This window comes from Maribacter spongiicola, assembly GCF_052119685.1.
GTDB classification, from domain to species: domain Bacteria; phylum Bacteroidota; class Bacteroidia; order Flavobacteriales; family Flavobacteriaceae; genus Maribacter; species Maribacter spongiicola_A.
In genome coordinates this window covers 905,726-929,726 of sequence record NZ_JBGQOO010000001.1, presented here as the reverse complement: position 1 = coordinate 929,726, position 24,001 = coordinate 905,726, and the positions used below count along the sequence as shown (strand labels likewise).

Here is a 24,001-nt window from a genome sequence, read left to right as displayed (position 1 = left end):
GCAAAGATCTAATCCTACGAAAACATCCGCTAAAGACATTTTCAAACACTATTTTTGCAAAACATGATTACAACAGAAAAAGACTTAATACCCTTATTAAAAAAGCATTTTGGTTACGATTCATTTAAGCCGAATCAATTATCTATAATTGAAGATGCACTTAGTAAAAAAGATGTGTTGGCGATTATGCCAACTGGTGGGGGTAAGTCCCTTTGTTATCAGTTGACAGCATTGGCTCTAGAAGGAACTGCGATTGTAATTTCTCCGCTAATTGCTTTAATGAAGGATCAAGTAGATGTTTTAAAAGCTAATGGAATTGCAGCTGAATATTATAACAGCTCTCAGACTCAAGAAACTCAGCAAGAAATTCTTGGGAAATTAGAGAGAGGGGAGTTGAAACTATTCTATGTAGCACCAGAAAGTTTGGGCTTTTTTAATAACATTCTCGGTAACTTAAAAATCAGTCTCTTCGCTGTTGATGAGGCTCATTGTATTTCATCTTGGGGGCATGATTTTAGACCTGCATATACTCAGCTTGGCGGATTAAAAAGAAGGTTTCCGAATATACCGGTGATGGCACTTACGGCTACTGCCGATAAGACTACTCAAGACGATATCGCTGATCAATTACAAATTCCGAATGCAGAGCGTCATTTGGCATCTTTCAATAGACCTAATTTATACCTTGATGTAAAGCCTGCTCAAGATAGAATTAAACATATTCTCGATTTCTTAGATGATAGACCGAACGAAAGCGGAATTATATATTGCCTAAGTAGAAAAAGCACGGAGTCTATTGCCGAGAAATTACGTAATGCAGGGTTTAAAGCTAAAGCTTATCACGCAGGTATGTCTTCAGATGAGCGCTCTACCGTGCAAGAAGAATTTATTACAGACAGGGTGCCCATTATAGCCGCAACCATTGCTTTTGGTATGGGTATCGATAAAAGTAATGTGCGTTGGGTCATTCATTATAACCTGCCAAAGAACATAGAAGGATACTACCAAGAAATTGGTCGTGGTGGTCGTGACGGACTCCCAGCTCACGCCTTACTATTTTACAGTTTTGCCGATGTCGCTCAATTACGTAGGTTTATTACACAAAGTGAAAATGCCGATGTTGAATATGCAAAATTAGAGCGTATGCAGCAATTCGCTGAGGCATTGAGTTGTCGCAGAATTGCTTTGTTAAATTACTTCGGAGAGCAAGTAACAGAAGGTTGTGGTAATTGTGATATCTGTAATTCTCCCCCTGCTTATTTTGACGCAACCTTGTTGGCGCAAAAAGTATGCTCTGGTGTTGCTCGGTTAAAAGAGCGAGAACCGATGGGTATGGTGATCGATGTTTTAAGGGGCGCACAGAATGCACACGTTTTAGAGAAAGGCTATCAGAACATAAAAACTTATGGCGCGGTAAAAGATGTCTCTTGGTTAGACTTGCAGCAATATGTTATTCAGCTATTGAACCAAGGGGTGCTAGATATTAATTTTAGGGAAGGTGCAAGACTTGGGTTGACTGATCAAGCAAAAGACGTTTTATTTTCTGGTAAAAAGGTACAGCTTGCAGTTTTACAGAAGGAGACTGAAAAATCAAAGGCTGACGCGAAATCACGCACTACGAAAACCAATTTATTCGAAAAGCTTCGTTTACTTAGGCAGCAAATTGCAACGGAACAGAATGTACCTGCTTATGTTGTTTTTGGCGATGCGAGTTTAAAAGATATGGAGGCTAAACTCCCGAAAAATAGAGAGGAATTTATGCAGGTTTCTGGGGTAGGGCAGGCGAAATTAGAAAAGTATGCAGATGTATTTATTGCTGAAATAACCAAAAACGCCCCTGCTAAGAAATCTAAAAAAGCAACGCACGACCAAACTTTTGAACTGTTCAGAAAAGGATCAACGGTTTCTGAAATCGCTACATCAAGAAACTTGTCTGAGAATACGATATACGGACATTTAATGAAAAAGCATGCCGAAGGTGAAGAGCTCGATTTAAATCAGTTTGTTGATTCAAAAGAAATAGCAGAAATAGAAAAAGCAAAATCTGAACTTACCGAAGCCACAGGTCTAAAAGACTATTTTGAATACTTTGAAGAGAAAATGCCGTATTGGAAGATTAAGTTTGCGTTGTATATGTTAGATTCTTAGAAACGGATGGTAGTCCGGTTTAAAAGTTAACGGTTACACCCATTTGCCTCGGACCGAAATTTAGATTCCAGCTTACCATTTTCTTTTGGTTGTTGTATTTTTCATCATATCTTCTGTCTAGGTATTTATCTATAGATTCTACAGTTGCAATACTAATGGCAAATGCAAACACCATATCACTCAAATAATGCTGACCATCCCAAACTCGAGAAATACCTGGGATAGCGCCTAAAGTGTAAATACCTGCTTTTACCCATGGGTTTTTAAATTGTTTACCAATGGCGTAAGCATTTGTAAATGCCAATAAAGCATGACCAGACGGAAAAGAATGGAAGTTTCTACTTGAATTGAAAGGGTCGAATGTGTCTTTGCCTAAATTAGCCAAAGGTCTTGCTCTACCCACTACAGATTTTAATACCTGTTGTAATAGTCCCGCTGAAGTCGCTGATGATATTAATAATACCCCAGTTCTTCTTAATTTTTCGTTTTTTGTAATTAATCCCACAGCGTATACGCCTGATGTTGCTAAATAATTATTTTCTGGGCTACCGTAAAGTTCCCCATAATCACGGATAAATTGTGGTACGCCTTCTCTATTATTTCTAATGAACCGTGATGTATCGTCGTCTACTAAATAAACCAAACCTGTACCCCCAATAACAGCACCGAATTGTGCCCATTGCTTTCCTTGCCAATGAAACGGACTCGCATAAGAATGACCTACGCCTCTAAACATACTACTAACATCATAGGTAAACATATTCCAACGCGTTTCTGTAGAATCTTTTACGGAATCTTGAGCGTTTAATGAAATGCAAAATGTTATGCCTAAGAGGATTATTAGATTTTTCATATTGCAAATTTAAAGTTCTGCCGGTTTTAATTATAACCAAAAAGATATTTTATTTTGCTCTAAAAATACAGCTTCTGTGCCAATCGAAATGTATTGGCATGGGCTTCAACTATAATTTTAATGTCCAGTGAGTAGCCACCACCCATACTACATTGTACAGGTATATTTGAATTATGACATGTGGTTAAAACAAATTCATCCCGTTTTTTACATCCTTCTAATGTCATACTCAGGGTGCCCAATTTGTCACTTTCTAGAATGTCGACACCACAGAGGTAAAAGATGAAATCTGGCTTAACTGTATCGATTAGTTTGGGTAAATTTTCCTTTAGTATAAAAAGATATGTTTCGTCAATGGTTCCTTTTGGCAATGGAATATCTAAGTCTGACTTTTCTTTTTTAAACGGATAATTACTTTCCCCATGCATTGAAAATGTAAAAACCGCATTATCATTCTGAAATATTTCTGCTGTTCCGTTTCCTTGATGCACATCTAGATCAACAATGAGAATCTTTTTAGCAAGACCTTTGCTCAATAGATATCTAGCGCCAATTGCTTGGTCGTTTAACATACAAAATGCCTCACCATGATCGCTATAGGCATGATGGGTTCCACCGGCAATATTCATAGAAATACCATACTCTAAAGCATATTCACATCCTTTTATGGTACCGTCTGCTATTATACGTTCGCGTTCTACTAAATCTTCCGATAAGGGAAAACCTATTTTACGTGCCATTTTAGGCGAAATCATCATATTCAACAAATCATAGAAATACTCAGGGTCGTGAACTGCTACAATATGTTTGTCGTTTGGTAGTTCTGGTTCAAAGAAATTTTCTTCGGTGCAGGTACCTTCATAAATTAATTGCTGTGGTAAAAGCTCATATTTTTCCATAGGAAAACGATGTCCCTCTGGTAACGGATGTTTATATATAGGGTGATTCGCTATTTTCAGCATCGGTTCAATTATTTATGCAGCTTTAATTGAATACGTTTTCTTTGAACATCAACTTCTAAAACCTTTACAATAATCTGCTGATGTAAATGCACATGTTCATTTACATCTTTTACGAATGAGTCAGATAGGTTAGAAACATGAATTAATCCACTTTCTTTAATGCCGATATCTACAAAACAACCGAAATTGGTGATGTTATTTACAATGCCAGGTAATAGTTGCCCGCTATGTAAATCTGTAATCGATTTAATGGTTTGGTCAAATGTAAATACCTTGGCTTTTTCTCTACGGTCTAAACCTGGTTTTTCGAGCTCTGAACGAATATCTTCTAAGGTAGGTAGCCCGACTTCATTGGTGCAATACTTTTGCAGATTAATTTCTTTAAGTACAGATTTATTACCAATCAAAGATAATATTTCTGTTCCTTTATCTTTTGCCATCTGTTTGACTATACCATAACTTTCGGGGTGTACGGCAGAGTCGTCAAGGGGATTCTTAGCGTCTTTTATTCGTAAAAAAGCTGCGCCTTGCTCAAATGCCTTACCACCTAAACGCGGAACATCCATAATATCTTTTCGGCTTTTAAAAGCACCTTTCTCTTTTCTCTGAGCAACGATATTTTCGGCTAATTTCGGACCAATACCAGAAACATAACTTAATAATGGAACGCTAGCAGTATTGATATTTACGCCGACGGAGTTTACACAACTTTCAACAACCGTATCTAAAGATGTTTTTAATTTACTCTGATCAACGTCGTGTTGGTATTGACCTACACCAATAGACTTTGGGTCAATTTTCACTAGTTCGGCAAGTGGATCAGCCAAACGTCTGCCGATAGAAACAGCACCACGAACGGTTACATCATAATTTGGGAATTCATCTCTAGCAATTTTAGAGGCAGAATAGATAGATGCACCGGCTTCACTTACAATAAATACTTCCACCGGATTATTGAAAATCACCTTCTTCACCACTTGCTCTGTTTCTCTAGATGCCGTACCATTACCAATGGCAATAGCTTCTATTTTATATGCATTTGCCAACGAGCTTAATTTCTTTATTGCGCCAGCAACATCATTTTGTGGCGCATGCGGATAAATAGTTTCATTGTGTACCAAATTACCTTGGGCATCTAAACAAACCACTTTACAGCCGGTTCTAAAACCTGGATCTATGGCAAGAATACGTTTTTCGCCTAGTGGAGCCCCTAATAATAATTGTCTTAGATTATTAGAGAAAACAGCAATTGCTTCTTCATCTGCTTTTTCTTTGGCTACTTTTAATAGTTCGTTGGATAAGGACGGAAAAAGCAACCTTTTATATGCATCTGCAATGGCAAGCATAATTTGTTTGCCACAGGCATTATTTGATTTTATAATTCTGTTTTCAATTCGGTCCAGTAATCGTTCGTCATCTAGCTCAATTTTAACCCGGATAAATTTCTCTGATTCGGCACGTAAAATTGCTAATAATCGGTGCGACGGACATTTATTTAAAGGCTCGCTCCAGTCAAAATAATCACGGAATTTCTGCGCCTTTTCATCATCTTTTTTCGTGCCAATTACTTTGGTACTAATAATAGCAAATCGTGCTAATTGAGATCTTATGGAACTTCTTATATCTGTACGTTCATTAATCCATTCAGAAATAATATGTCGAGCGCCTTCTAAAGCATCATCTTCATTTTCTACCTCTTTGCTGAGGTATTTAGAAGCCGTAAATTCGATATCATCATTACGCTGTGCCATAATGATTTTTGCTAAAGGCTCTAATCCTTTTTTACGCGCAACTTCTGCTTTTGTCTTTTTACTTTTTTTAAATGGGAGGTATAAATCTTCTAACTGGGTAAGATCTTCAGAATTTGCGAACTTTTGTTTCAGTTCAGCTGTTAATTCCCCTTGATCTTCAACAGCTTTAATTATCGCTTTTTTTCTTTTTTCTAGTGCTTCGAACTGTTCTTTAAATTGAACGATTGCACCAACTTGAACTTCATCTAAATTACCAGTTCTTTCTTTACGATATCTAGAAATGAAAGGTATGGTACAATCGGCATTTAAAAGCTCAATAGTATTTTGAATCCCCTTCTCTGGTAGTTGGGTATATTTAAGTATATATGGCAGTAATTGCATGTAAAATCGTTTAGAACTTTTAAAAATACCCATTATTAGGTATTGAAATCAAGCCATAGAAGGTATTTGTGTAGAATTTAATATTCTTTCTTTTCTTTTTTTGAAGATTTACGGATATCACCTTAAAACCTAAAAGTATAATTACGTCTATAACGGGGTTCTATTTAAAAACAAAAAGCCTTGGTGAATATTCACCAAGGCTTTTTAAGTTATATTTAAATCGTATTTAGTTTATCCCTTCCCCATTACCAACACTATCCTCATCTGGATTTACAAACACTAATTTTCCATCGGCATTTTCAGTCATTAAAATCATGCCTTCACTATCAACACCGCGTAAAGCTCTTGGTGCAAGGTTTACTAAAACAGTAACCTTTTTACCAACTATTTCCTCTGGTTTAAAACTTTCTGCAATACCAGAAACAATGGTTCTAACATCTAAGCCAGTATCTACTTTTAAAACTAAAAGCTTCTTAGCTTTTGCCATTTTTTCAGCTTCGATAATAGTGCCAACACGCATATCTAGTTTTGAAAAATCATCGAATGTTATGGTATCTTTTTGTGGCATTAGTTTTTTGTTTTCGTTTTGGTTCGCTTTTTTGGTTGCTTCTAACTTATCTAATTGTGTTTGTATTTCACTGTCCTCAATTTTTCTAAATAATAGCTCGGCTTGGTTTATTTGATGTTCAGATTGTAATAAAGCTTCTTTTGTTGAAACATCATTCCAATTTAGACCATCACCTGCGCTTGAATCGATATTTAGTATATTCTTAAGCTTATTAGATGTAAACGGTAAAAATGGTTCACTTAAAATAGCTAAACCTGCTGCAATTTGTAAGGCAACGTTCATAATAGTTTTTACACGCTCTTCATCTATTTTTATCACTTTCCAAGGCTCTGCATCGGCTAAGTATTTATTACCTAAACGAGCAAGATTCATTAGTTCTTGACCAGCTTCCCTAAAACGGTAGCGTTCAATAGAACTGGAAATGATTCCTGGATATTTTGATAATTGTTCAAGTGTCTCGATATCAACATCGGTTAAGCTTCCTTTAGCAGGTACTTTGCCTTCGTAATACTTGTTGGTCAATACCACTACTCTGTTAATGAAATTACCTAAAATAGCTACTAACTCATTATTGTTGCGTGCTTGAAAATCTTTCCAAGTGAAATCATTATCCTTAGTTTCTGGTGCGTTTGCTGTTAACGTGTAACGCAACGAATCTTGCATTTCAGGAAAATCTACTAGGTACTCATGCAACCAAACCGCCCAGTTTTTAGAAGTAGACAGTTTGTTTCCTTCTAAATTCAAGAATTCATTTGCGGGTACATTTTCAGGTAGAATATAACTGCCTTCCGCCTTTAACATAGAAGGGAAAATGATACAGTGAAAAACAATATTATCTTTCCCAATGAAGTGAACTAATTTTGTGTTTTCATCTTTCCAATAGGGTTCCCAATCTTTTCCTTCACGGGCAGCCCATTCTTTAGTAGATGAAATATATCCGATAGGTGCATCAAACCATACATATAGCACTTTACCTTCGCCACCTTCAACAGGTACAGGAATACCCCAGTCTAAATCTCTGGTAACAGCTCTTGGTTCTAACCCGCCATCGATCCATGATTTACACTGTCCGTATACATTGGGTTTCCAATCATCTTTATGACCTTTAAGAATCCAATCTTTTAAAAATTCTTCATACCTATCTAATGGTAAGAACCAATGTTTGGTTTCTTTAGTTGTAGGTATAGTACCGGTTATAGTTGATTTCGGATTTATTAAATCGGTAGCATTTAAACTTGATCCGCAATTTTCACATTGATCACCGTATGCCTCTTCATTTCCACATTTAGGGCATGTACCTATGACAAAACGGTCAGCCAAAAACTGCTGTGCTTCCTCATCATATAACTGCGCGGTAGTTTCTTCTATGAAATCTCCTTTATCATAAAGATTTATAAAGAATTCTGAAGCCGTATCGTGATGAATCTTTGCAGAGGTTCTAGAGTAATTATCGAATGTGATTCCAAAGTCCACAAAAGACTGCTTAATTATCGCATGGTATTTGTCAATAATATCTTTTGGGGTTACGCCTTCTTTTTTAGCTTTCATTGATATGGCTACGCCATGTTCATCGCTACCACAAACAAAGGCAACGTCTTTACCTGTTAATCTTAGGTAACGAGCGTAAATATCTGCTGGTACGTAAACGCCGGCCAAATGCCCAATGTGTATTGGACCATTTGTATATGGCAACGCAGCAGTAATCGTATATCTAGAGGGTGAATTAATATCGGACATCAAAATAAATTAAGCTACAAAAATACTGAATTTGATGGGAGAATTACTAATTACTTAAGATTAGTAGTAAGCTACTATATGAAAAATTTAATCGTGTCTAACGATGTCGTTCATGGATATTTTATACTAAAAGCATTTAGAATCTGTTATAATGTAAGAAAATACCTATTTATAAACTAAAACATAGATGTTATGGCTGTTGGTAATTCAAGAAAGTTAAAGCTTGATGAAAGCTTAGAGAAATTTAATGAAGGAATAAAAGATGCACAAACAAGTAAAGAAGATGTTGTGCGGCTTTACAAAGACAAGAACCATAGAGTAAAAAAAGAATTGAGGTTTGAGTCCAAAATGAACAAATCGAAATTGGCATAAAATAAAAAGCCCTATTCAATTAAATTGAATAGGGCTTTTTACATAGTGGGAAACAGATTAAACTACCATCACTGATTTACTCATTTTTTGGTTTTGTACATTAATACGATAAATGTACTTACCTGTTGATAGTTGTTCGGGCATGCGCTCTCGTATATTTATTTCGGTAGAACCTTCAAACATCATTTCGTTAAAAACGGTGCCGACTTTCTGACCAAGAATATTAAAAAGTTCAATATCTACATGTGCCGAAAATGGCATCTCTAAGTAGATATGTGGTGTACTATCCGTTGGATAAAAAGGTTTATGAACAACGGCATTCAATAAATCTGGGTTAAACGGAGTCTCTGCTTGTTCGTCTGGGTATACAGGTGGTGTAACTTCACCATCGCTATACGCAATATCAGGAAAAGCTTCTCCACTACAGCTAAAGCCTAAGTCTACCGGTACATATGGTTTGTAGTTCAATAAATGAGCTTCTACCAATGGTACGTCTACACAAAGCCATTCTGCAAGAACAGTGGCGTATAGATCTCTAAAATCCATCGTGTATTCTAGGTTTCCTCGTCCATCTGGATCGTCTAGAGTTGGGTGATCACCTACAAAAGCACTACCATTTAAACCTGATCCAAAAAATAAGGTCGGTGTTGCCTTGCCATGATCGGTACCATTAGATCCATTTTCAAAAATTCGTCTACCGAATTCAGAAAAGGTCATACTCAATACCTTGTCATCTTGTTGTGTAAAGGCAATATCTTCATAGAAGTTGTTCACCGCTACAGATAAATTCGTCATTAACCTGGCATGTGCCTGTGGTTGATTACCATGGGTATCGAAACCACCCATTGAAATCATATATACTTTAGTGCCTAAGTTTCCTTTTATCAGCCTTGCGATAAGGGCCAATTGGCGGGCAAAGCCGTTATCTTGATATTCTACTTGATTTTGACCACGTGTATATGCATCGTGTATAATACCAGAATATTCATATGTTGTATTGGCAACACCTCTTAAAAATTTCAACTGGTCACCGTACATACAGTTGTTGAACAGGGTATCATCTAAACCATATACGACACCAGATTCTGCAATTTCTTCTAGTTGATCAACATTAGAAGTTACAAACGCATAATTGGTTTCATCACCTTGAAAAACTAAACTACCGAACTGACCAATTTGTATGGCAGCTGGTGCGGCTGGCGGATTTACCAAGTAATCTGGATATATGTTTTCAAAGTGTCTACCCATCCATCCGGTATTTAAACCGCTGAATCCTGTAGTTTCTATATCTGTATTTGCAAAAATATCTGAACCTGTAAAGTGCGATAAACTTTGACCTTCATAACCTACACCATGTACAGCCTTAAATTGCCCTTCTTCCCACATGGGCGCCAAAGAGTTCATATAAGATGGTACACCGAATTCATCGGTCAATTTTAAAACTTTACTTTCTGGTACATAGATATTAGGTCTCGCATTGGCATAACTGTCATATTGTTGAAGAGGTATAACCGTACTTAACCCATCATTACCGCCCGAAAGGCGAATAAGTATTAAAATATTATCTGTTTCGGCAGCTGAAATGCCCGCCGATAATGGCGATGGGGCAGAAGCCGATAACATATTTGCACCTAGCATCATTGAGCCTGAGCCCGCAATGCCCATTGCTTGTAAAAAAGAGCGTCTGCTCCATGTTTTATGTTCTTCATCATGGCCTTCATGTTGTAGACCTTTAAATGGGGAGTGGTGTGTATTGCACATAAGAGTAGGTGTTATTTTAATTGAAACTCAGGTTGTCTAGCTAAATATTGATACAGAAGGTATACTTGAAACGGACCTTGTTGCCAAGTAGCCAACGTCCATGATTCTTGATTACCACCTTCGTAGTAAACATCTTCTACATCACTTCTGAATATAGCAAATGCCTTTGCATATTCTTCTTCATTTAGAAGTCCCTTAGTTAAAACGAAATCGATTATAAGTCTAGCAACCTCGTCGGGGTTTGAACTTGTTAAACCTGCATTACCTGATATTTCTAATCCGAAGGTTCTAAATTGCTCATTATCGGCCATATAGAATTCTTCTAATATGCTTTCAATGGTAAGCCATCGCCCGATCATAAAATTGGTATTGATCCAAGACCTGTCTCGTTGCCAACCGGCCACATCAAAAGGGTCAAAAATTTCTTGACTTAATAATGCACTGTAATTGACCATTTCAGCCACATTCGTGTCGGTATAGCTAAAGCCAGATTCGTTTAAAGTATTAAAATAGAAATCAACCGGACTCTTTATAATTACCCCAATAGCTTCGTCGTCGAAAAAGTGCTGACTCTTAAATAAAAGTCTTAACACTGGTGCTATTTCAAAGTTATTAGTTACAAATGTTGCTGCTAAACCATCGATAATCATTTGAGCGTTGTTCGCATCATCTTTTGAATCTGGGTGTACGAAAAACTCATATAATTTACGGCAAATGTATTCTGCAATTTCGGGTGCTCTTTGTTCAAAAAGGATGTTGATGACATCATCATATCCCCAATTGCCGGTTTGGCCTAATATGGTCTTAGAACCAGCGTCATGTTTTGTAGCATCAAATGCTACAGGAGAACACCCTACTTCGCCACGTTCTACATAGCCGCTAAGTGCTTTTGCAGTTTCTATAATATCTTCTTCAGTATAACCATTACCTTCGCCCAATGTAAAAAGCTCATATAGTTCACGAGCATAATTCTCATTAGGGTTGTTACCGTTATTATATACGCCATCTAAATAATACAACATGGCATTGGTTAACCCAATCTCACTAGTAAAGGTTTTAAAATTACCTAAAGAATTGCGTTGAAGGCAGTCTATATATTGATATAAAAATGAATTACAGTTATATACCTCTAATTCGGTAACAAAATGATTGCTCCAGAAAAAACTCAATCTATCTCTTAAATTATTATTTAAAAGACTATTGGCATAATCCAGTTGAAATTCATTTTTCTGTTCTCGTTTTAATAGGTCTCTCGCATCGCTATCTGTAGGGTAATTGTCATTGTTCCAATTTGCCCATACAGGTATAGAAATTTCTGGCATATTTAAAGCCTCGTCGACTAAACTATCTACTAAGGCACCGGCAGATTGACCAATGGCTTGATTAATAGTTTCCAATGAGGCACTAAAACCTAATCGACGGTATAGATGAGATGCTCTGAGCTGATCTAAATTAGCTGTATACGGAGCAAGAGTAGAAGTATTACAATTAATGAAATATTCCATATTCTTAAATAGGCATTTGTATTACGTTCGTAGAGTTGGGGCTTCTATGATAAACGTTTCGAAATTTGGTATAGTATTTAAAACTATCTATTTTCGATAATCAGTTTTCAAATAACGAAATTTATTGATAGAATGGCGTCGAAATTCCTATATTTTCGATGAAGTACACAATCTGCGAACTATATCATGGGAAAACATAACGAATTTGGAAAAGAAGGTGAAGAGATAGCCGTAAACCATCTTAAAAAAAATGGGTATGCTATAAAGTATAAAAACTATAGATACCTAAAAGCTGAGATAGATATTATTGCCAGAAAAGGCGATACATTGGCAATTGTTGAAGTTCGATCTCGAAGTTCAGATTATATAGAAAATATTGCAGAAACTGTTACACCTAAAAAAATTAAGTTATTAGTAATGGCCGCAGATCACTATGTTACCGATAATAATCTTGATGTTGAGATACGTTTTGATATTATAACCATTCTTAAAAATAAGAGCCGATTAGAGCTAGAACATTTAGAATCTGCCTTTTATCACTTCTAAGTAATCTACTGTTTTGGTAGATTTATTTAAAAACATTTTGTTTTATTTGTAACAAGTTGTTATATTTGAACAATAACCAAGCAGTAAAATGAAAACAATATCATCAGTAGTAGAAGAGTACATTAAGAAAAAACCTTTTTTACAAAGTGCTCTGGCACAGGGTATCATCAATCTAACATCGTTATCTAGGATCGTAAAACCTGAGATTGAACATGAATTAGGTAAAGACATTCGTAATGGCGCAATTGTAATGGCATTGAAACGCCTGTCTGATGATTTGGAATTTAGGGCAACCCATAAAATTCTAAAAGTATTGAAGAATATTGGTGAAATCACCGTAAGATCTTCGCTTACCGATTATACTTTTTTAGCTTCTGATAAAATATTGGTACATCAAGCTAAGTTGCTTGAAGAGATCAATAATAACCAAGATGTTTTTTATACCTCTAGCCGTGGTGTAAATGAAATCAATATTGTTATTAGCAATGTGATGGATAAAACGGTTGAGCGACTGTTTAAAGATGAAAAATGTACTCAAAAAGCGGAGGAACTTTCATCGATTACCGTAAAATTACCTGCAGAAAATGTTTCTGTACCTGGTATTTACTATTTTATCTTTCAAAGACTCGCTTGGGAAGGGATTGTTCTTTACGAAGTAATCTCAACTACCAATGAATTTACAATTCTAGTAAACGATGATCAGGTAGATATTGCCTTTAAAACAATAAAGGATTTAAAAGCGCTTTAGTTTTCTAAAAATTCTACTACTTCTTTGTCAGACTCTGGTTTAGCTAGAAAACGTTTCTCACTATCTAATATAAAATAGGTAGGTGTGCTTTGTATGCCAAAAGTATGTGCATACTCACTTTCCCATCTACCTAATGCTATGGCGTGATTAAACCCTGGTAAAGTTGCAGAAACTTCTTTCCAATTAAAGTCATCATCTTCTAAACCGATAGCAACAATTTTAAGGTTATCGTACTCTTGAACTTCTTTATGAAGAGCCGGTAGTTCTTTTAAACAGTGAGAACACGTACTGCTCCAAAAAACAAGCAAGTAATTCTCGGCTTTTTCCATCTTTAATAGCGAGTGTTTTTTGCCTTTAGCTACCCAAGTAATATCAGGAGAAATTGCTCCGATTCTTAGGCGAGATGCCATTTCAATTTCATCGACCAATTTTTGATTGTTATTGGTCTGTGCCATTTTTTTTAAATAATTTTTAAATATGTAATCTTGTACCGTGCCCATTTCATTGGCATCTGCAATTTTCCATAATTGGTGCAGTGCCTTTTCTTGAAAGCCAATTGGTGTTTTAGCAATAAATTCAGCAGTAGTCTTAACGTTTTTATTTACTTCACTTTCTAATATATCTTTAGTAGAAATATCAGCAGGAAGTGCTGAAAAAACATAGGCAGCGAATTTGTCTGTCAAAAAATTAGAGCCTTGTAAAATAGGATCAGCACTATTTAAATTGTCGAAATGATGTTGCTTTTTATGCTTTAAAAAAGTTTCTAGATTTTCGAATTCAGCAGGAATATAGCTTCTGTTCGCTCTAATGAATTTATGGGCAATAGTAGTCTCATTTTTTTCTTCAAACGAAGTTTGTATGGTATTTAACTCTTTAATAATGCCAGCGTATTCTTTGTTTGGTTTATTTTGGGTTTCATAAAATTCTATCAGCTTATCCTGCGCAGCAGTAATTTTAGAAAAATATTCATGATACCATTTATTTTCCACAGAATTGGTAATTGTTAATCCGTTTTCAAGATCAAAATTGAATTTTACATCTTCTTTTTTATCATAAATAATATCGATATAAAATTCATCTTGCGGTACTGCATATACTAAGCGGTACATACCTGCTTGAGCAGAAGCTGGCATTTGTAATGTAAAAGAACCATCTTTTACAGCGGTATCGACACTATAACGTTCGCCATTTGGTGTCAATTCGTAGGCAATTAACCATTTGAAATCTTTTGGAGGTGAAAAATTACCAGAAATAGAACCTTGCGACTGTATACTTAAGCAAGTAAAAAGAAGAAAAAAACTAATGAGAACTTTCATGATTTTGTAAAGACAATTATCGGACCACTATTCATAGCAACATACTAAAAGAGTAATTATTCTATTTATGAGAGTCCTTTTAGATTATTTAATATGAGAAGAATACGTTGGTAAAGGCATAAAAGTAAAAACCAAGCGGCAATTGTGAGCTGTAATTTAGAAAAGCTTATGAAAATTCATTTTCAATTTTCATATGGCCAAGGGCTTCAGCTATTTTGAGTAGTTCCTTTTCATGAACAAAACCATCAGAAATTGCTACTTCTTCTAAAAGTATAGACAATACTTTCTTTTTTTCTAAAGACATTAGGTTTAGAATCTTGTAAGCTTTTGCTTTGTCTAGGTTACGAGCTTGGCCAACAAAGAAACTGTCAAAAGAAAAGCGTTCCATTAATTCTGTCAGGTATTTCATTTCGGCAGGATCCACTTTGCTATCTGCTAGAATAACATAGTCTACCATTTTTACAACGGCTAATTTTTCTTCTTGTGTAAATTCTATCATACTAGCCATTACTCTGTTTCTTCTCCTAATCCAATATTAATAAAAGTATCAATAATAAGTTCCATCTCTTTTTTATGAATGGCGCCATCGGCAATGGCAACTTCTTCAAGAATATCGGCAAGGGCTTTCTTTTGATCGTGAGGTAAATTGTAAAGAGTAACTATTGCATTGTCATAATCTAACAATTTTGCACGCTCTAAAAAAGCGTCGTCAAAACCAATGACACTTTTTAATTTGTTCAAAGTTTCTAGTTCGGCCGGGTGTATTTTACCATCTGCCTCTATTACTTCATAAATCATTTTTACAAAAGCTGCTTTTACAAACTCTTCAAACTCCATTATTTTTGTTTTGAGGTTGAAAGATATAAAAACTACACGACTTTTGATAGTCTTTAACTACTAGTTATTAAAGCTGATTTAGAATGTATGATTTGTATTATTAAAACGGATACGGACCGTATACAGCATCTCTAAATTCTTTGTGAAGGTTTATTTGGTCATAAGGAAAAAGCTGCACGAACAATACAGCGGTAAGCTTATTCACTGGATCTACCCAAAATAGGGTAGAGGCGGCACCATCCCAATAGAACTCACCTTCAACTCCGTTATTTTCATCTGGTGTTTTGGGTGGTGCTACACGCACTGCAAAGTCAATTCCAAAACCTACCTGCCCTTTACTTGGTAACCAAGAACGTTCTGTAATACTATCTGCTAATTGATTAGTAGCCATGAGTTTTATAGTTTCCGGTTTAAGTATTTGCACAGAATCTAAACTGCCTTCATGCACAAGCATTTGAGCAAAACGCATGTAATTATCTAAAGTTGATGTAAGTCCTGATCCTCCGCGTGTTAATGGCCAATGTTTAGTATAATTACTATAGGTGATGGTGTCCTGTATTAATTTGCCTTCTTCTTTTCTGATGTATAATTTAGCAAATCGGTTTCTATCTTCTTCGGGAATATAATATCTTGTTTCGTACATTTTTAACGGGTCAAGTACTTGCGTCTGTACAAATTCACCATAAGGAGTTCCTGAAATTCTCTCTACTAACAAAGCTTGTACATCTACACTTGGTCCATATTCCCATTGTGTACCAGGCTGAAACCATAAAGGAACTTCTCCCATTTTTTTTCCCATTTGGGTAAGGGTGTTTTCTCGGTTCATTGCGTCTGCATCCTTAAATAATTTGCTTAAGCCAGGTATGTCATCTCTATTGGGGAAACCTGCAGTATGTCTTGTAATATCTCTAATAGTTATTTCTCTATGTAACGGTTCGGTTAACACATTTCCTTTAGCATCTACCCCTGTGTAAACGGTCATGTTTGCAAATTCAGGAATATACTTAGAAATAGGTTCTTCTAACTTAAATTTACCTTCTTCATATAGAGTCATCAAAGCAGTGCCTGTAATAGGCTTGGTCATAGAATAGATTTGAACAATCGTATTCCTGTCCATCGGTTTATTTGCGGCAATGTCTGCGTAACCAAATGCATTGTAATATACTTCTTCGCCTTTTTCGAATATTAGTGCAGAAACACCAGCTATGTTTTTTGCATCTACAAAACTTTTAAGAACAGAATCTATTCGAGCCTTTGCAGTTGTTGTAATTATTTCTGGTTCTACAACGGCCTCTTTTTTTGCAGATTCTTTACATGAGGTTACAATTAAAAGTAGCGTAAAGTAATAAAGTAATTTTTTCATGATTGTTAGGTTGATATGAGTGTTTTGAAAGTACGAAAATAAAATAAGCGAGATTAAGTCTAGTTTTACAATTGAAGTACTTGTTCCCATATTTTAGAATTTACCATCATGCCCTCTTTTTGATTTTTTAGTCTAGTAGAGAGGGTTCGTTCTCCTGGGTAAAAGGTTTTATTGCCCATTTTCATTGGTGGACCATCATGGGTGAATTGGATAATCTCGTTCAATAAGTTTTCTTGCATTTCGGTATCTGAAAAAGTTGATGGGTCTATACACATAAACACCTGTGATAATGCGGTCTCATTTTTTTTCAGTCCAATTTTATAAGTAGAATTACCCGCAGAAAGTAAAGTTGCCAGCATATCTAAAATCATAGAAAGGGCAGATCCTTTCCAATATCCTACAGGTAATGCTCTGCCAGAATCCATAATGTCTTTAGGATTCTTACTCAATTGATTATTAGAATCCCATCCACCATTAAAAGGAAGCTCTTCGTTTTTTAAATCTAAACTTTGCATTTTCCCGAATGAAAATTGAGATAATGCCATGTCTAATACTACATGTCCTTCTTTTCTAGGTATGGAAATCACTAAGGGATTATTACCAATTCTATTTTCTTGACCGCCCCACGCTGGCATATTGGGAATTGTATTGGTGAACATAATAGAGATGCAACCTTGTTCTGCAGCTCGCCAACCGTAGGTGCCACCACGCATCCAATGGTTGGTATTTTTAATAGCTACTAATCCTATTCCGTAAGTTTTTGCTAAGTTAATGGCTTGGTCTGTACATGATATAGCATTTAGAATTCCTGACCCCAAATTGCCATCCCATCTTTCAATACTTCCAATTGAGGATATTTTAGTCGCAATAGCATCTGTCTTAATTAAGCCTTTATTGACGTAATCTATAAAAACGGGCACTCTGTTAATTCCATGGGAGTAAATACCATCTAAAGTGCTTTCTGTATGAATTTGAGCCAGTATCTTTGCCTGTGCTTTTGTAAAAGAGTGTTTGATGAACAAAGACTCCAAAACAGATTTCATTTCCTCAGATGAAACTTTTATTTCGCTCAAAACGGTTTATTTAAAATTAAATTCAACCGTTAAGATACACAAGTTGTTTAGCTCGTTAAATTTTATGTTAATCTATGTAGTAGAAAAGCTGCAGATATGAAAGGACTATGCTTTTTTAGAAAGCCCAATTTCAGAGAAGACATGTCGTATAACATCACTTTCTTTTTCATGAATATAACCGTCAGATATGGCTACATCTTTTAATATTTGTGCCAGTTTACTTTTCTTGTCCTCAGGCATTTCCTTTAAGATATGTACACTTTGCTCTAAATCGATGTTACGTGCCTGAATCAAAAAATTACTATCAAAATCGATTATGGTCATCAATTTTGTTAAGGCATTGATTTCGCCATTATGTACTTCACCATCGGCTACAATAACCGAATCGATTAAATGTACCATGGCCAATTTTTCTGAAATATCAAACTCCATATTATGCAATTGTTTTTTCTTTTATTTCAAATGGCTTTAATGCCAAATAAGCCCTGTCGGTAGATCTTATGTTTTCAAAAACCAGTAATAATCGTAATCCGTTTCGGGTCTTTTTTTCTTTAATTTTACACTGCTGGGCATGAGATTGTACATACTGTAAAACTCTGGTAAATATCGAAGTTTGATAAAATGCCGATTGTTGGTCGCTTATAAAGTACCCAATCATTTTACCTTGCTTCATTACAATTTTCTCTAAACCGATACTATTTGCAATCCATTTTATACGCACCGAGTTGAGTAAATCTGCAGCCTGATCTGGTAATTCACCGAAACGATCTACTAATTGTGCTTCAAATTTTTGAAGCGCTGCTTCATCTTTTACCTGATTCAGGTCTGTATATAACGTTAACCTTTCGGTAATATTATTAATATAATCGTCAGGAAATAGTAATTCAAAGTCAGAATCTATCTGTGTTTCTTTTACAAAAATCTTTTCATGCTTGCCTTCGACCTCTTCATAAAGGTCTTTAAATTCGTTTTCTTTTAATTCATCGATTGCTTCAGCCAATATTTTCTGATAGGTTTCAAAACCTATTTCATTAATGAATCCGCTTTGTTCACCACCTAGTAAATCGCCAGCACCACGAATCTCTAAATCTTTCATGGCAATATTGAACCCACTACCTAATTCGGTAAACTGCGCCAAAGCTTCTATACGTTTGCGTGCGTCATTGGTCATGACTTCGTAAGGGGGAGTAATGAAATAACAGAATGCTTTTTTATTGCCACGACCCACACGACCACGCATCTGGTGCAAATCGCTCAATCCAAAGTTATTGGCATTGTTAATGAAAATGGTATTGGCATTGGTAACGTCTAAACCGCTTTCAACAATGGTTGTAGATACTAAAACATCAAATTCACTATTCATGAACCCTAGCATTAAAGCCTCTAATTTCTTACCTTCCATTTGACCGTGACCAACTGCTACTTTAGCATCGGGCACTAATCTCTGTATCATACCAGCAACTTCTTTAATATTTTCAATACGATTGTGAATGAAGAATACCTGACCGCCACGTTCAATTTCATAACTAACGGCATCTCGTATAATTTCTTCATTGAAACGTACAACCTGACTTTCTATAGGGTATCTGTTTGGTGGTGCAGTTGTAATGGTTGATAAATCTCTAGCTGCCATTAAACTAAATTGAAGTGTTCGCGGTATCGGTGTTGCTGTTAATGTAAGTACATCTACATTTTCTTTGATAGACTTTAATTTGTCTTTTACGGCAACCCCAAATTTTTGCTCCTCATCAACAATTAATAACCCAAGGTCCTTAAACTGAACATTTTTGTTTACCAGTTGATGGGTACCAATAATGATGTCGACCTTGCCTTCGCCCAATCGCTGAATGGTATCTTTTTTCTCTTTCGCTGTTCTAAATCTATTCAGATAATCTACCGTTACCGGCATATCTTTTAACCGTTCAGAAAAGGTTCGGTGGTGTTGAAATGCCAATATGGTGGTTGGTACTAAAACGGCTACCTGCTTACCATTATCTACTGCTTTAAACGCAGCACGAATTGCAATTTCAGTTTTACCAAAACCTACATCACCACAAATTAAGCGATCCATAGGTCGCTCACTTTCCATGTCTCTTTTTACATCTTCGGTAGCGGTACTTTGATCGGGAGTATCTTCGTAAATAAACGAAGCCTCTAGTTCATTCTGCAAATAACTATCGGGGTTATATTGAAATCCCTTTTCTAGCCTTCGCTTCGCATATATTTTAATAAGGTTAAACGCGATTTTTTTAACACGCGATTTGGTCTTTTCCTTAATTTTTTTCCATGCTCCAGAACCTAATTTGTAAATTTTTGGTGGTGCACCATCCTTACCATTAAATTTTGAAATTTTGTGGAGAGAATGTATACTAACGTACAAAATATCGCGCTCGCCATACATCAATTTTATGGCTTCTTGCTTTTTGCCTTCAACATCTATTTTCTGTAATCCGCCGAATTTACCTATACCATGATCAATATGGGTAACGTAATCGCCGATTTCAAGTTTGTTCAATTCTTTTAAAGTAATTGCCTGCTTTTTTGCATAACCGTTCTTTAAATGGAATTTGTGGTAACGTTCAAAAATTTGATGATCGGTATAACAAACCAATTTTTGATCATCATCTATAAAACCTTGAAATAGCGGAGAAACAATGATTTGATAATGTACATGTTCGTTGACTTCTTCAAAAATGTCATGAAAACGTTTGGCTTGCTGCTCACTGGCACAAAAGATATAATTGGTATAGCCTTGGTCTTTATAACTATTTAAATTCTCAATTAGTAAATCGAACTTTTTATTAAATGAAGGTTGTGGTTTTGAGTGGAATTCAATAAAATCAACGGCATCTCTTTTTGCATCTTGCGTTAAAAGTGTAAAGCCAGAAAGTTGTTCTCTAAATTCAGCACCGCCCATAAATAACTCCTCAGGCTCGGCATGCTTAATGTCTTTTGATAGTTTTGTAAACGCTTCTTTTGCCTTTTCGAAAAAATCATCTAAACGGTCGTAAAGAAAATCTGTATTCTTGGCGAATAGTAAGGTTTTGGGTGATACGTAGGTCAAAAAACTCTGTCTCTTCTCTATCAAAAACTTGTCGGCCATGTTCGGGACAATCGTTATTGATTTTACCTTTTCTTTCGAAAGTTGTGTTTCTACATCGAAAGTTCTTATACTGTCAATTTCATCGCCAAAAAACTCAATTCTGTAAGGCTCATCATGCGAGAACGAAAAAACATCTACAATACCACCACGAACCGAAAATTCGCCTGGTTCTGTAATAAAATCTACCCGTTTAAATTTATATTCGAATAAAATTTCGTTTAAAAAATCTAGCGAAAGTGTATCGCCCAATTTCATTTTAAGGGTATTCATATCTAGGTCTTTTCTGGTAACTACTTTTTCAAAAAGTGCATCGGGGTAAGTAACTATTACCGCTGGCTTTTTTCTAGAATTAATTCTGTTTAAAACCTCTGCACGTAAAAGCACATTAGCATTATCTGTTTCTTCTATTTGATAAGGTCTGCGGTAACTTCCTGGGTAAAAAAGCACATTATCTTCGCCAATAAGGCTTTCTAAATCATTTAAATAATAGGCAGCTTCTTCTTTATCATTGAAAATCGCCAAAAACGGACGGTCTTCTGTTTTAAAGATGGAAGAAAGTACGAAAGAAAGTGATGATCCTACGAGACCTTTTAATTGAATTTTTTTGGTTCCTGAATTTTCAGAAACGGCAATAGTATTTTGCAGTTTCCCTATTTGAGGAGACTGATTATACCGTTGTTGGATAGAAGAATGACTCAACAGTTTATAATTTTTACAAATATAAGCATACCTAAGAAATGGATACGATTCATTATTATCGAATATGGGTTACAGGTTGACCCTAAAAAGTTGCAATTTGGGGTATCGCAGAAAAAGTAAAGAGATATGGAAGATAATGAGTTTGATGTTTTTGTAATAGGAAGTGGAATTGCCGGACAAACTGTTGCCAAAGCTTGTACTGATAAGGGATTAAAAGTTGCCATTACCGATAATCGTGAATTCGGTGGTACATGCGCAAATAGAGGTTGTGATCCTAAAAAAATATTACTCAGTGCTGTAGAAGCTTTTGAGTTAAGCGAAAACTTGAAGGGAAAAGGTATTAGCAAAGCGGCGAAAATAAATTGGAAACAACTACAAAAATTTAAACGAAATTTCACCGTTAATATCCCTGCATCTACAGAACATAATTTGAAGGAATTGGGAATTACGTTATTCCATCAATCTCCTGCATTTTTAGACGAGAATACCTTATTGGTTGAAGGAAAGAAAGTCGTTGTCAAGAAAATTGTAATTGCTACGGGATTGGTGCCTAGAACTTTAACCACACCTGGTGCAAAGCACTTCAAGGAGAGCGATGATTTTCTAAATCTTAAAAAGCTACCTAAAAAAATAGTTTTTGTTGGAGGAGGATATATTGGGATGGAGTTTGCTCATATGGCAGCAAGAGCTGGCGCCGAGGTCACGGTTATAGATACAGGTAAAAGACCATTGCATGCTTTTGATGCAGATTTGGTAAACGAGCTTAGAAAGTACTCTGAAACACTTGGGATTAATTTCATCTTCAATGCAATACCTACAGTATTGAAAAAGAAACGAAAAAAACTCACGCTAACTTATGAGTTAGAAAGGAGGGAACACACCATTGAAGCCGAAGCATTTTTTAATACCGCTGGTCGTGTACCCGCATTGACAGGTTTAGATTTAGAAAAGGGGAATGTTCAATTTGAAGATAATGGTGTAGCAACAAATGCTTATTTGCAAAGTACTAGTAATTCAAATGTTTATGCTTGCGGAGACGTTTCTGATAAGAATTTACCGCTCACGCCGCTTTCGGGTAGGCAAGGTTATGTTGTTGCCGAAAATATAATTAATGGAAATGATAAAAAATTAGAGGTGCCAGTGATACCGTCTGTGGTATTTACTTCGCCGAACTTGGCTACAGTAGGGTATTCTGAAGAGGAAGCACGTAGTCGTTATAAAAATATAAGAGTGAATTTTGAGGTCGCGACCGACTGGTTTAATGCAAAACGAATAAATGCACCATTGTACGCGTACAAAGTGATTATGAACGATAGAACTGGAGAAATTGTGGGTGCACACGTAATAGGGCCTGATGCTGGTGAAACCATCAATATATTTACCATGGCAATAAATAATAAAATGACTGATCGCGATATAAAATCTACTATATTCTCTTATCCATCTTGGGGTAATGATATAAAAAGTATGGTTTAAGATTTCTCTTGTAATCGTTCTTGCAATTTTTTAAACGGACTAGTTTCTCGGTTTTTGAATGCATGAAAAGCAATGGCAATAAAGAGAATAATTGTGCCTGTCATTGCTGAGTAAGCAATATAAATATTTGATTCATTATGTCGTACATAAATGGCGAACAATGCCCAAACACCAACAAGAGCAAATTCGCGCATATTTCTTTTCCATATCATAAGAAGATTAATCACAGTCGCCACTACAATCATATTTATCGTCCATGCTTGTTCAGATAGTACTCCGCCGTTCCAATCTAGTTTGCTTAAATATGCAGAAATATTTGCGATGGTAGCTACAGATATCCATCCGCTGTAAAAACAAATGGGCCACCAAACAAATGCGATGACTGATATTGGGGCATCCCAACGCTCCATATTGGTATTTAGAATAATCTTAATCAATGAAAGTAATATTCCAAACATAATAATCACTGAAAGTCCGGTGTAATTGTACATAAAAGCAATTACCCAACAACAGTTTAAAATATTCGCTAAGGCAAACCAATAACCAGTCTGTTCAATAAATTCGCTTGGTTTATCACTGAAAAAGGCTCTTTTTACCTGAAATATGCCATAGCCCAACAATGCTAAAAAGATTACACCCCAAATGGCAAATGCATATGCTGCGGGAGTAAACAGATTTTCATACTGTGCGCTCATTTCGCCAATTGTAGTATCGTTTAGCGAAAATGCTTGCGAAATGTAATTTACTATAATGACTAAAATTACAGATGCTAAATTAAGTACTGCTAGTTTCTTTTTCATAC

At 35.8% G+C, this 24,001-nt stretch carries 19 protein-coding genes; 5 read left to right on the top strand and 14 right to left on the bottom strand.

Annotated elements, in window-relative coordinates:
- Nucleotides 1-63 precede the first annotated feature (63 nt).
- Nucleotides 64-2,148, top strand: coding sequence for a DNA helicase RecQ (recQ, locus tag ACEN2N_RS03860; protein WP_441823078.1), 2,085 nt, complete (start codon nt 64-66; stop codon nt 2,146-2,148).
- 19 nt (nt 2,149-2,167) lie between these two features.
- Here the strand turns inward: recQ and ACEN2N_RS03855 are convergent, their stop codons facing one another.
- The 4 genes from ACEN2N_RS03855 to metG form a co-directional block, all read right to left on the bottom strand.
- Nucleotides 2,168-3,001, bottom strand: coding sequence for a phosphatase PAP2 family protein (locus ACEN2N_RS03855; RefSeq protein ID WP_441823077.1), 834 nt, complete (start codon nt 2,999-3,001; stop codon nt 2,168-2,170).
- Between the two features lie 59 nt (nt 3,002-3,060).
- Nucleotides 3,061-3,963, bottom strand: coding sequence for a histone deacetylase family protein (locus ACEN2N_RS03850; RefSeq protein ID WP_441823076.1), 903 nt, complete (start codon nt 3,961-3,963; stop codon nt 3,061-3,063).
- An 8-nt stretch (nt 3,964-3,971) separates the two neighbouring features.
- A complete protein-coding gene (locus tag ACEN2N_RS03845) occupies nt 3,972-6,095 on the bottom strand; it encodes a Tex family protein (protein ID WP_441823075.1) in 2,124 nt (707 codons plus the stop codon).
- A 226-nt stretch (nt 6,096-6,321) separates the two neighbouring features.
- Nucleotides 6,322-8,400, bottom strand: a complete 2,079-nt coding sequence (gene metG, locus ACEN2N_RS03840) for a methionine--tRNA ligase (RefSeq protein ID WP_441823074.1) — start codon at nt 8,398-8,400, stop codon at nt 6,322-6,324.
- Nucleotides 8,401-8,592: 192 nt separating this feature from the next.
- On the opposite strand from metG, the gene ACEN2N_RS03835 reads away from it, so the two are divergent.
- Nucleotides 8,593-8,772 (top strand): hypothetical protein, encoded by a 180-nt coding sequence (locus ACEN2N_RS03835; RefSeq protein ID WP_441823073.1) that lies wholly within the window; start codon nt 8,593-8,595, stop codon nt 8,770-8,772.
- 57 nt (nt 8,773-8,829) lie between these two features.
- Here the strand turns inward: ACEN2N_RS03835 and ACEN2N_RS03830 are convergent, their stop codons facing one another.
- Both ACEN2N_RS03830 and ACEN2N_RS03825 read right to left on the bottom strand, forming a co-directional pair.
- Complete coding sequence (locus ACEN2N_RS03830; protein ID WP_441823072.1) at nt 8,830-10,533, bottom strand: DUF1501 domain-containing protein; 1,704 nt, start codon at nt 10,531-10,533, stop codon at nt 8,830-8,832.
- A gap of 11 nt (nt 10,534-10,544) precedes the next feature.
- On the bottom strand, nt 10,545-12,038 hold the full coding sequence (locus ACEN2N_RS03825; RefSeq protein WP_441823071.1) for a DUF1800 domain-containing protein: 1,494 nt from the start codon (nt 12,036-12,038) through the stop codon (nt 10,545-10,547).
- 186 nt (nt 12,039-12,224) lie between these two features.
- Between ACEN2N_RS03825 and ACEN2N_RS03820 the strand changes: the two genes are divergently transcribed.
- Together ACEN2N_RS03820 and ACEN2N_RS03815 are read left to right on the top strand one after the other, a co-directional pair.
- Nucleotides 12,225-12,584, top strand: a complete 360-nt coding sequence (locus ACEN2N_RS03820; protein WP_441823070.1) for a YraN family protein — start codon at nt 12,225-12,227, stop codon at nt 12,582-12,584.
- 88 nt (nt 12,585-12,672) lie between these two features.
- Nucleotides 12,673-13,332 (top strand): aspartate kinase, encoded by a 660-nt coding sequence (locus ACEN2N_RS03815; RefSeq protein ID WP_133686101.1) that lies wholly within the window; start codon nt 12,673-12,675, stop codon nt 13,330-13,332.
- On the opposite strand, the gene ACEN2N_RS03810 is transcribed toward ACEN2N_RS03815, so the two are convergent.
- The 7 genes from ACEN2N_RS03810 to mfd form a co-directional block, all read right to left on the bottom strand.
- On the bottom strand, nt 13,329-14,648 hold the full coding sequence (locus tag ACEN2N_RS03810; RefSeq protein WP_441823069.1) for a TlpA family protein disulfide reductase: 1,320 nt from the start codon (nt 14,646-14,648) through the stop codon (nt 13,329-13,331). The two genes, ACEN2N_RS03815 and ACEN2N_RS03810, sit on opposite strands and share 4 nt — an antisense overlap.
- Before the next feature lie 166 nt (nt 14,649-14,814).
- Entirely contained in the window at nt 14,815-15,147 is a 333-nt protein-coding gene (locus tag ACEN2N_RS03805; protein WP_441823068.1) for a hypothetical protein, read from the bottom strand.
- A gap of 8 nt (nt 15,148-15,155) precedes the next feature.
- Nucleotides 15,156-15,485 (bottom strand): hypothetical protein, encoded by a 330-nt coding sequence (locus ACEN2N_RS03800; RefSeq protein WP_441823067.1) that lies wholly within the window; start codon nt 15,483-15,485, stop codon nt 15,156-15,158.
- A gap of 100 nt (nt 15,486-15,585) precedes the next feature.
- Entirely contained in the window at nt 15,586-16,848 is a 1,263-nt protein-coding gene (locus ACEN2N_RS03795; protein WP_441823066.1) for a serine hydrolase domain-containing protein, read from the bottom strand.
- Nucleotides 16,849-16,913: 65 nt separating this feature from the next.
- Nucleotides 16,914-17,921: a 3-dehydro-L-gulonate 2-dehydrogenase gene (gene yiaK, locus ACEN2N_RS03790; RefSeq protein ID WP_441823065.1), complete on the bottom strand. Its 1,008-nt coding sequence runs from the start codon at nt 17,919-17,921 to the stop codon at nt 16,914-16,916.
- A gap of 105 nt (nt 17,922-18,026) precedes the next feature.
- A complete protein-coding gene (locus tag ACEN2N_RS03785; RefSeq protein ID WP_441823064.1) occupies nt 18,027-18,353 on the bottom strand; it encodes a TerB family tellurite resistance protein in 327 nt (108 codons plus the stop codon).
- A 1-nt stretch (nt 18,354) separates the two neighbouring features.
- On the bottom strand, nt 18,355-21,723 hold the full coding sequence (mfd, locus tag ACEN2N_RS03780) for a transcription-repair coupling factor (RefSeq protein WP_441823063.1): 3,369 nt from the start codon (nt 21,721-21,723) through the stop codon (nt 18,355-18,357).
- A 126-nt stretch (nt 21,724-21,849) separates the two neighbouring features.
- Between mfd and ACEN2N_RS03775 the strand changes: the two genes are divergently transcribed.
- On the top strand, nt 21,850-23,199 hold the full coding sequence (locus ACEN2N_RS03775; protein WP_441823062.1) for a dihydrolipoyl dehydrogenase family protein: 1,350 nt from the start codon (nt 21,850-21,852) through the stop codon (nt 23,197-23,199).
- Here the strand turns inward: ACEN2N_RS03775 and ACEN2N_RS03770 are convergent.
- Nucleotides 23,196-23,999, bottom strand: coding sequence for a tryptophan-rich sensory protein (locus ACEN2N_RS03770; RefSeq protein WP_441823061.1), 804 nt, complete (start codon nt 23,997-23,999; stop codon nt 23,196-23,198). The two genes, ACEN2N_RS03775 and ACEN2N_RS03770, sit on opposite strands and share 4 nt — an antisense overlap.
- Nucleotides 24,000-24,001: the final 2 nt, after the last annotated feature.

Coding starts and splice junctions, on each gene's coding strand:
- metG (WP_441823074.1), bottom strand. CDS start 8,400: ATGTCCGATATTAATTCACCCTCTAGATATACGATTACTGCTGCGTTG.
- ACEN2N_RS03800 (WP_441823067.1), bottom strand. CDS start 15,485: ATGGAGTTTGAAGAGTTTGTAAAAGCAGCTTTTGTAAAAATGATTTAT.
- ACEN2N_RS03785 (WP_441823064.1), bottom strand. CDS start 18,353: ATGGAGTTTGATATTTCAGAAAAATTGGCCATGGTACATTTAATCGAT.
- recQ (WP_441823078.1), top strand. CDS start 64: ATGATTACAACAGAAAAAGACTTAATACCCTTATTAAAAAAGCATTTT.
- ACEN2N_RS03770 (WP_441823061.1), bottom strand. CDS start 23,999: ATGAAAAAGAAACTAGCAGTACTTAATTTAGCATCTGTAATTTTAGTC.
- ACEN2N_RS03805 (WP_441823068.1), bottom strand. CDS start 15,147: ATGATAGAATTTACACAAGAAGAAAAATTAGCCGTTGTAAAAATGGTA.
- ACEN2N_RS03830 (WP_441823072.1), bottom strand. CDS start 10,533: ATGTGCAATACACACCACTCCCCATTTAAAGGTCTACAACATGAAGGC.
- ACEN2N_RS03815 (WP_133686101.1), top strand. CDS start 12,673: ATGAAAACAATATCATCAGTAGTAGAAGAGTACATTAAGAAAAAACCT.
- ACEN2N_RS03835 (WP_441823073.1), top strand. CDS start 8,593: ATGGCTGTTGGTAATTCAAGAAAGTTAAAGCTTGATGAAAGCTTAGAG.
- ACEN2N_RS03810 (WP_441823069.1), bottom strand. CDS start 14,648: ATGAAAGTTCTCATTAGTTTTTTTCTTCTTTTTACTTGCTTAAGTATA.
- ACEN2N_RS03850 (WP_441823076.1), bottom strand. CDS start 3,963: ATGCTGAAAATAGCGAATCACCCTATATATAAACATCCGTTACCAGAG.
- ACEN2N_RS03795 (WP_441823066.1), bottom strand. CDS start 16,848: ATGAAAAAATTACTTTATTACTTTACGCTACTTTTAATTGTAACCTCA.
- ACEN2N_RS03775 (WP_441823062.1), top strand. CDS start 21,850: ATGGAAGATAATGAGTTTGATGTTTTTGTAATAGGAAGTGGAATTGCC.
- ACEN2N_RS03825 (WP_441823071.1), bottom strand. CDS start 12,038: ATGGAATATTTCATTAATTGTAATACTTCTACTCTTGCTCCGTATACA.
- ACEN2N_RS03845 (WP_441823075.1), bottom strand. CDS start 6,095: ATGCAATTACTGCCATATATACTTAAATATACCCAACTACCAGAGAAG.
- ACEN2N_RS03820 (WP_441823070.1), top strand. CDS start 12,225: ATGGGAAAACATAACGAATTTGGAAAAGAAGGTGAAGAGATAGCCGTA.
- ACEN2N_RS03855 (WP_441823077.1), bottom strand. CDS start 3,001: ATGAAAAATCTAATAATCCTCTTAGGCATAACATTTTGCATTTCATTA.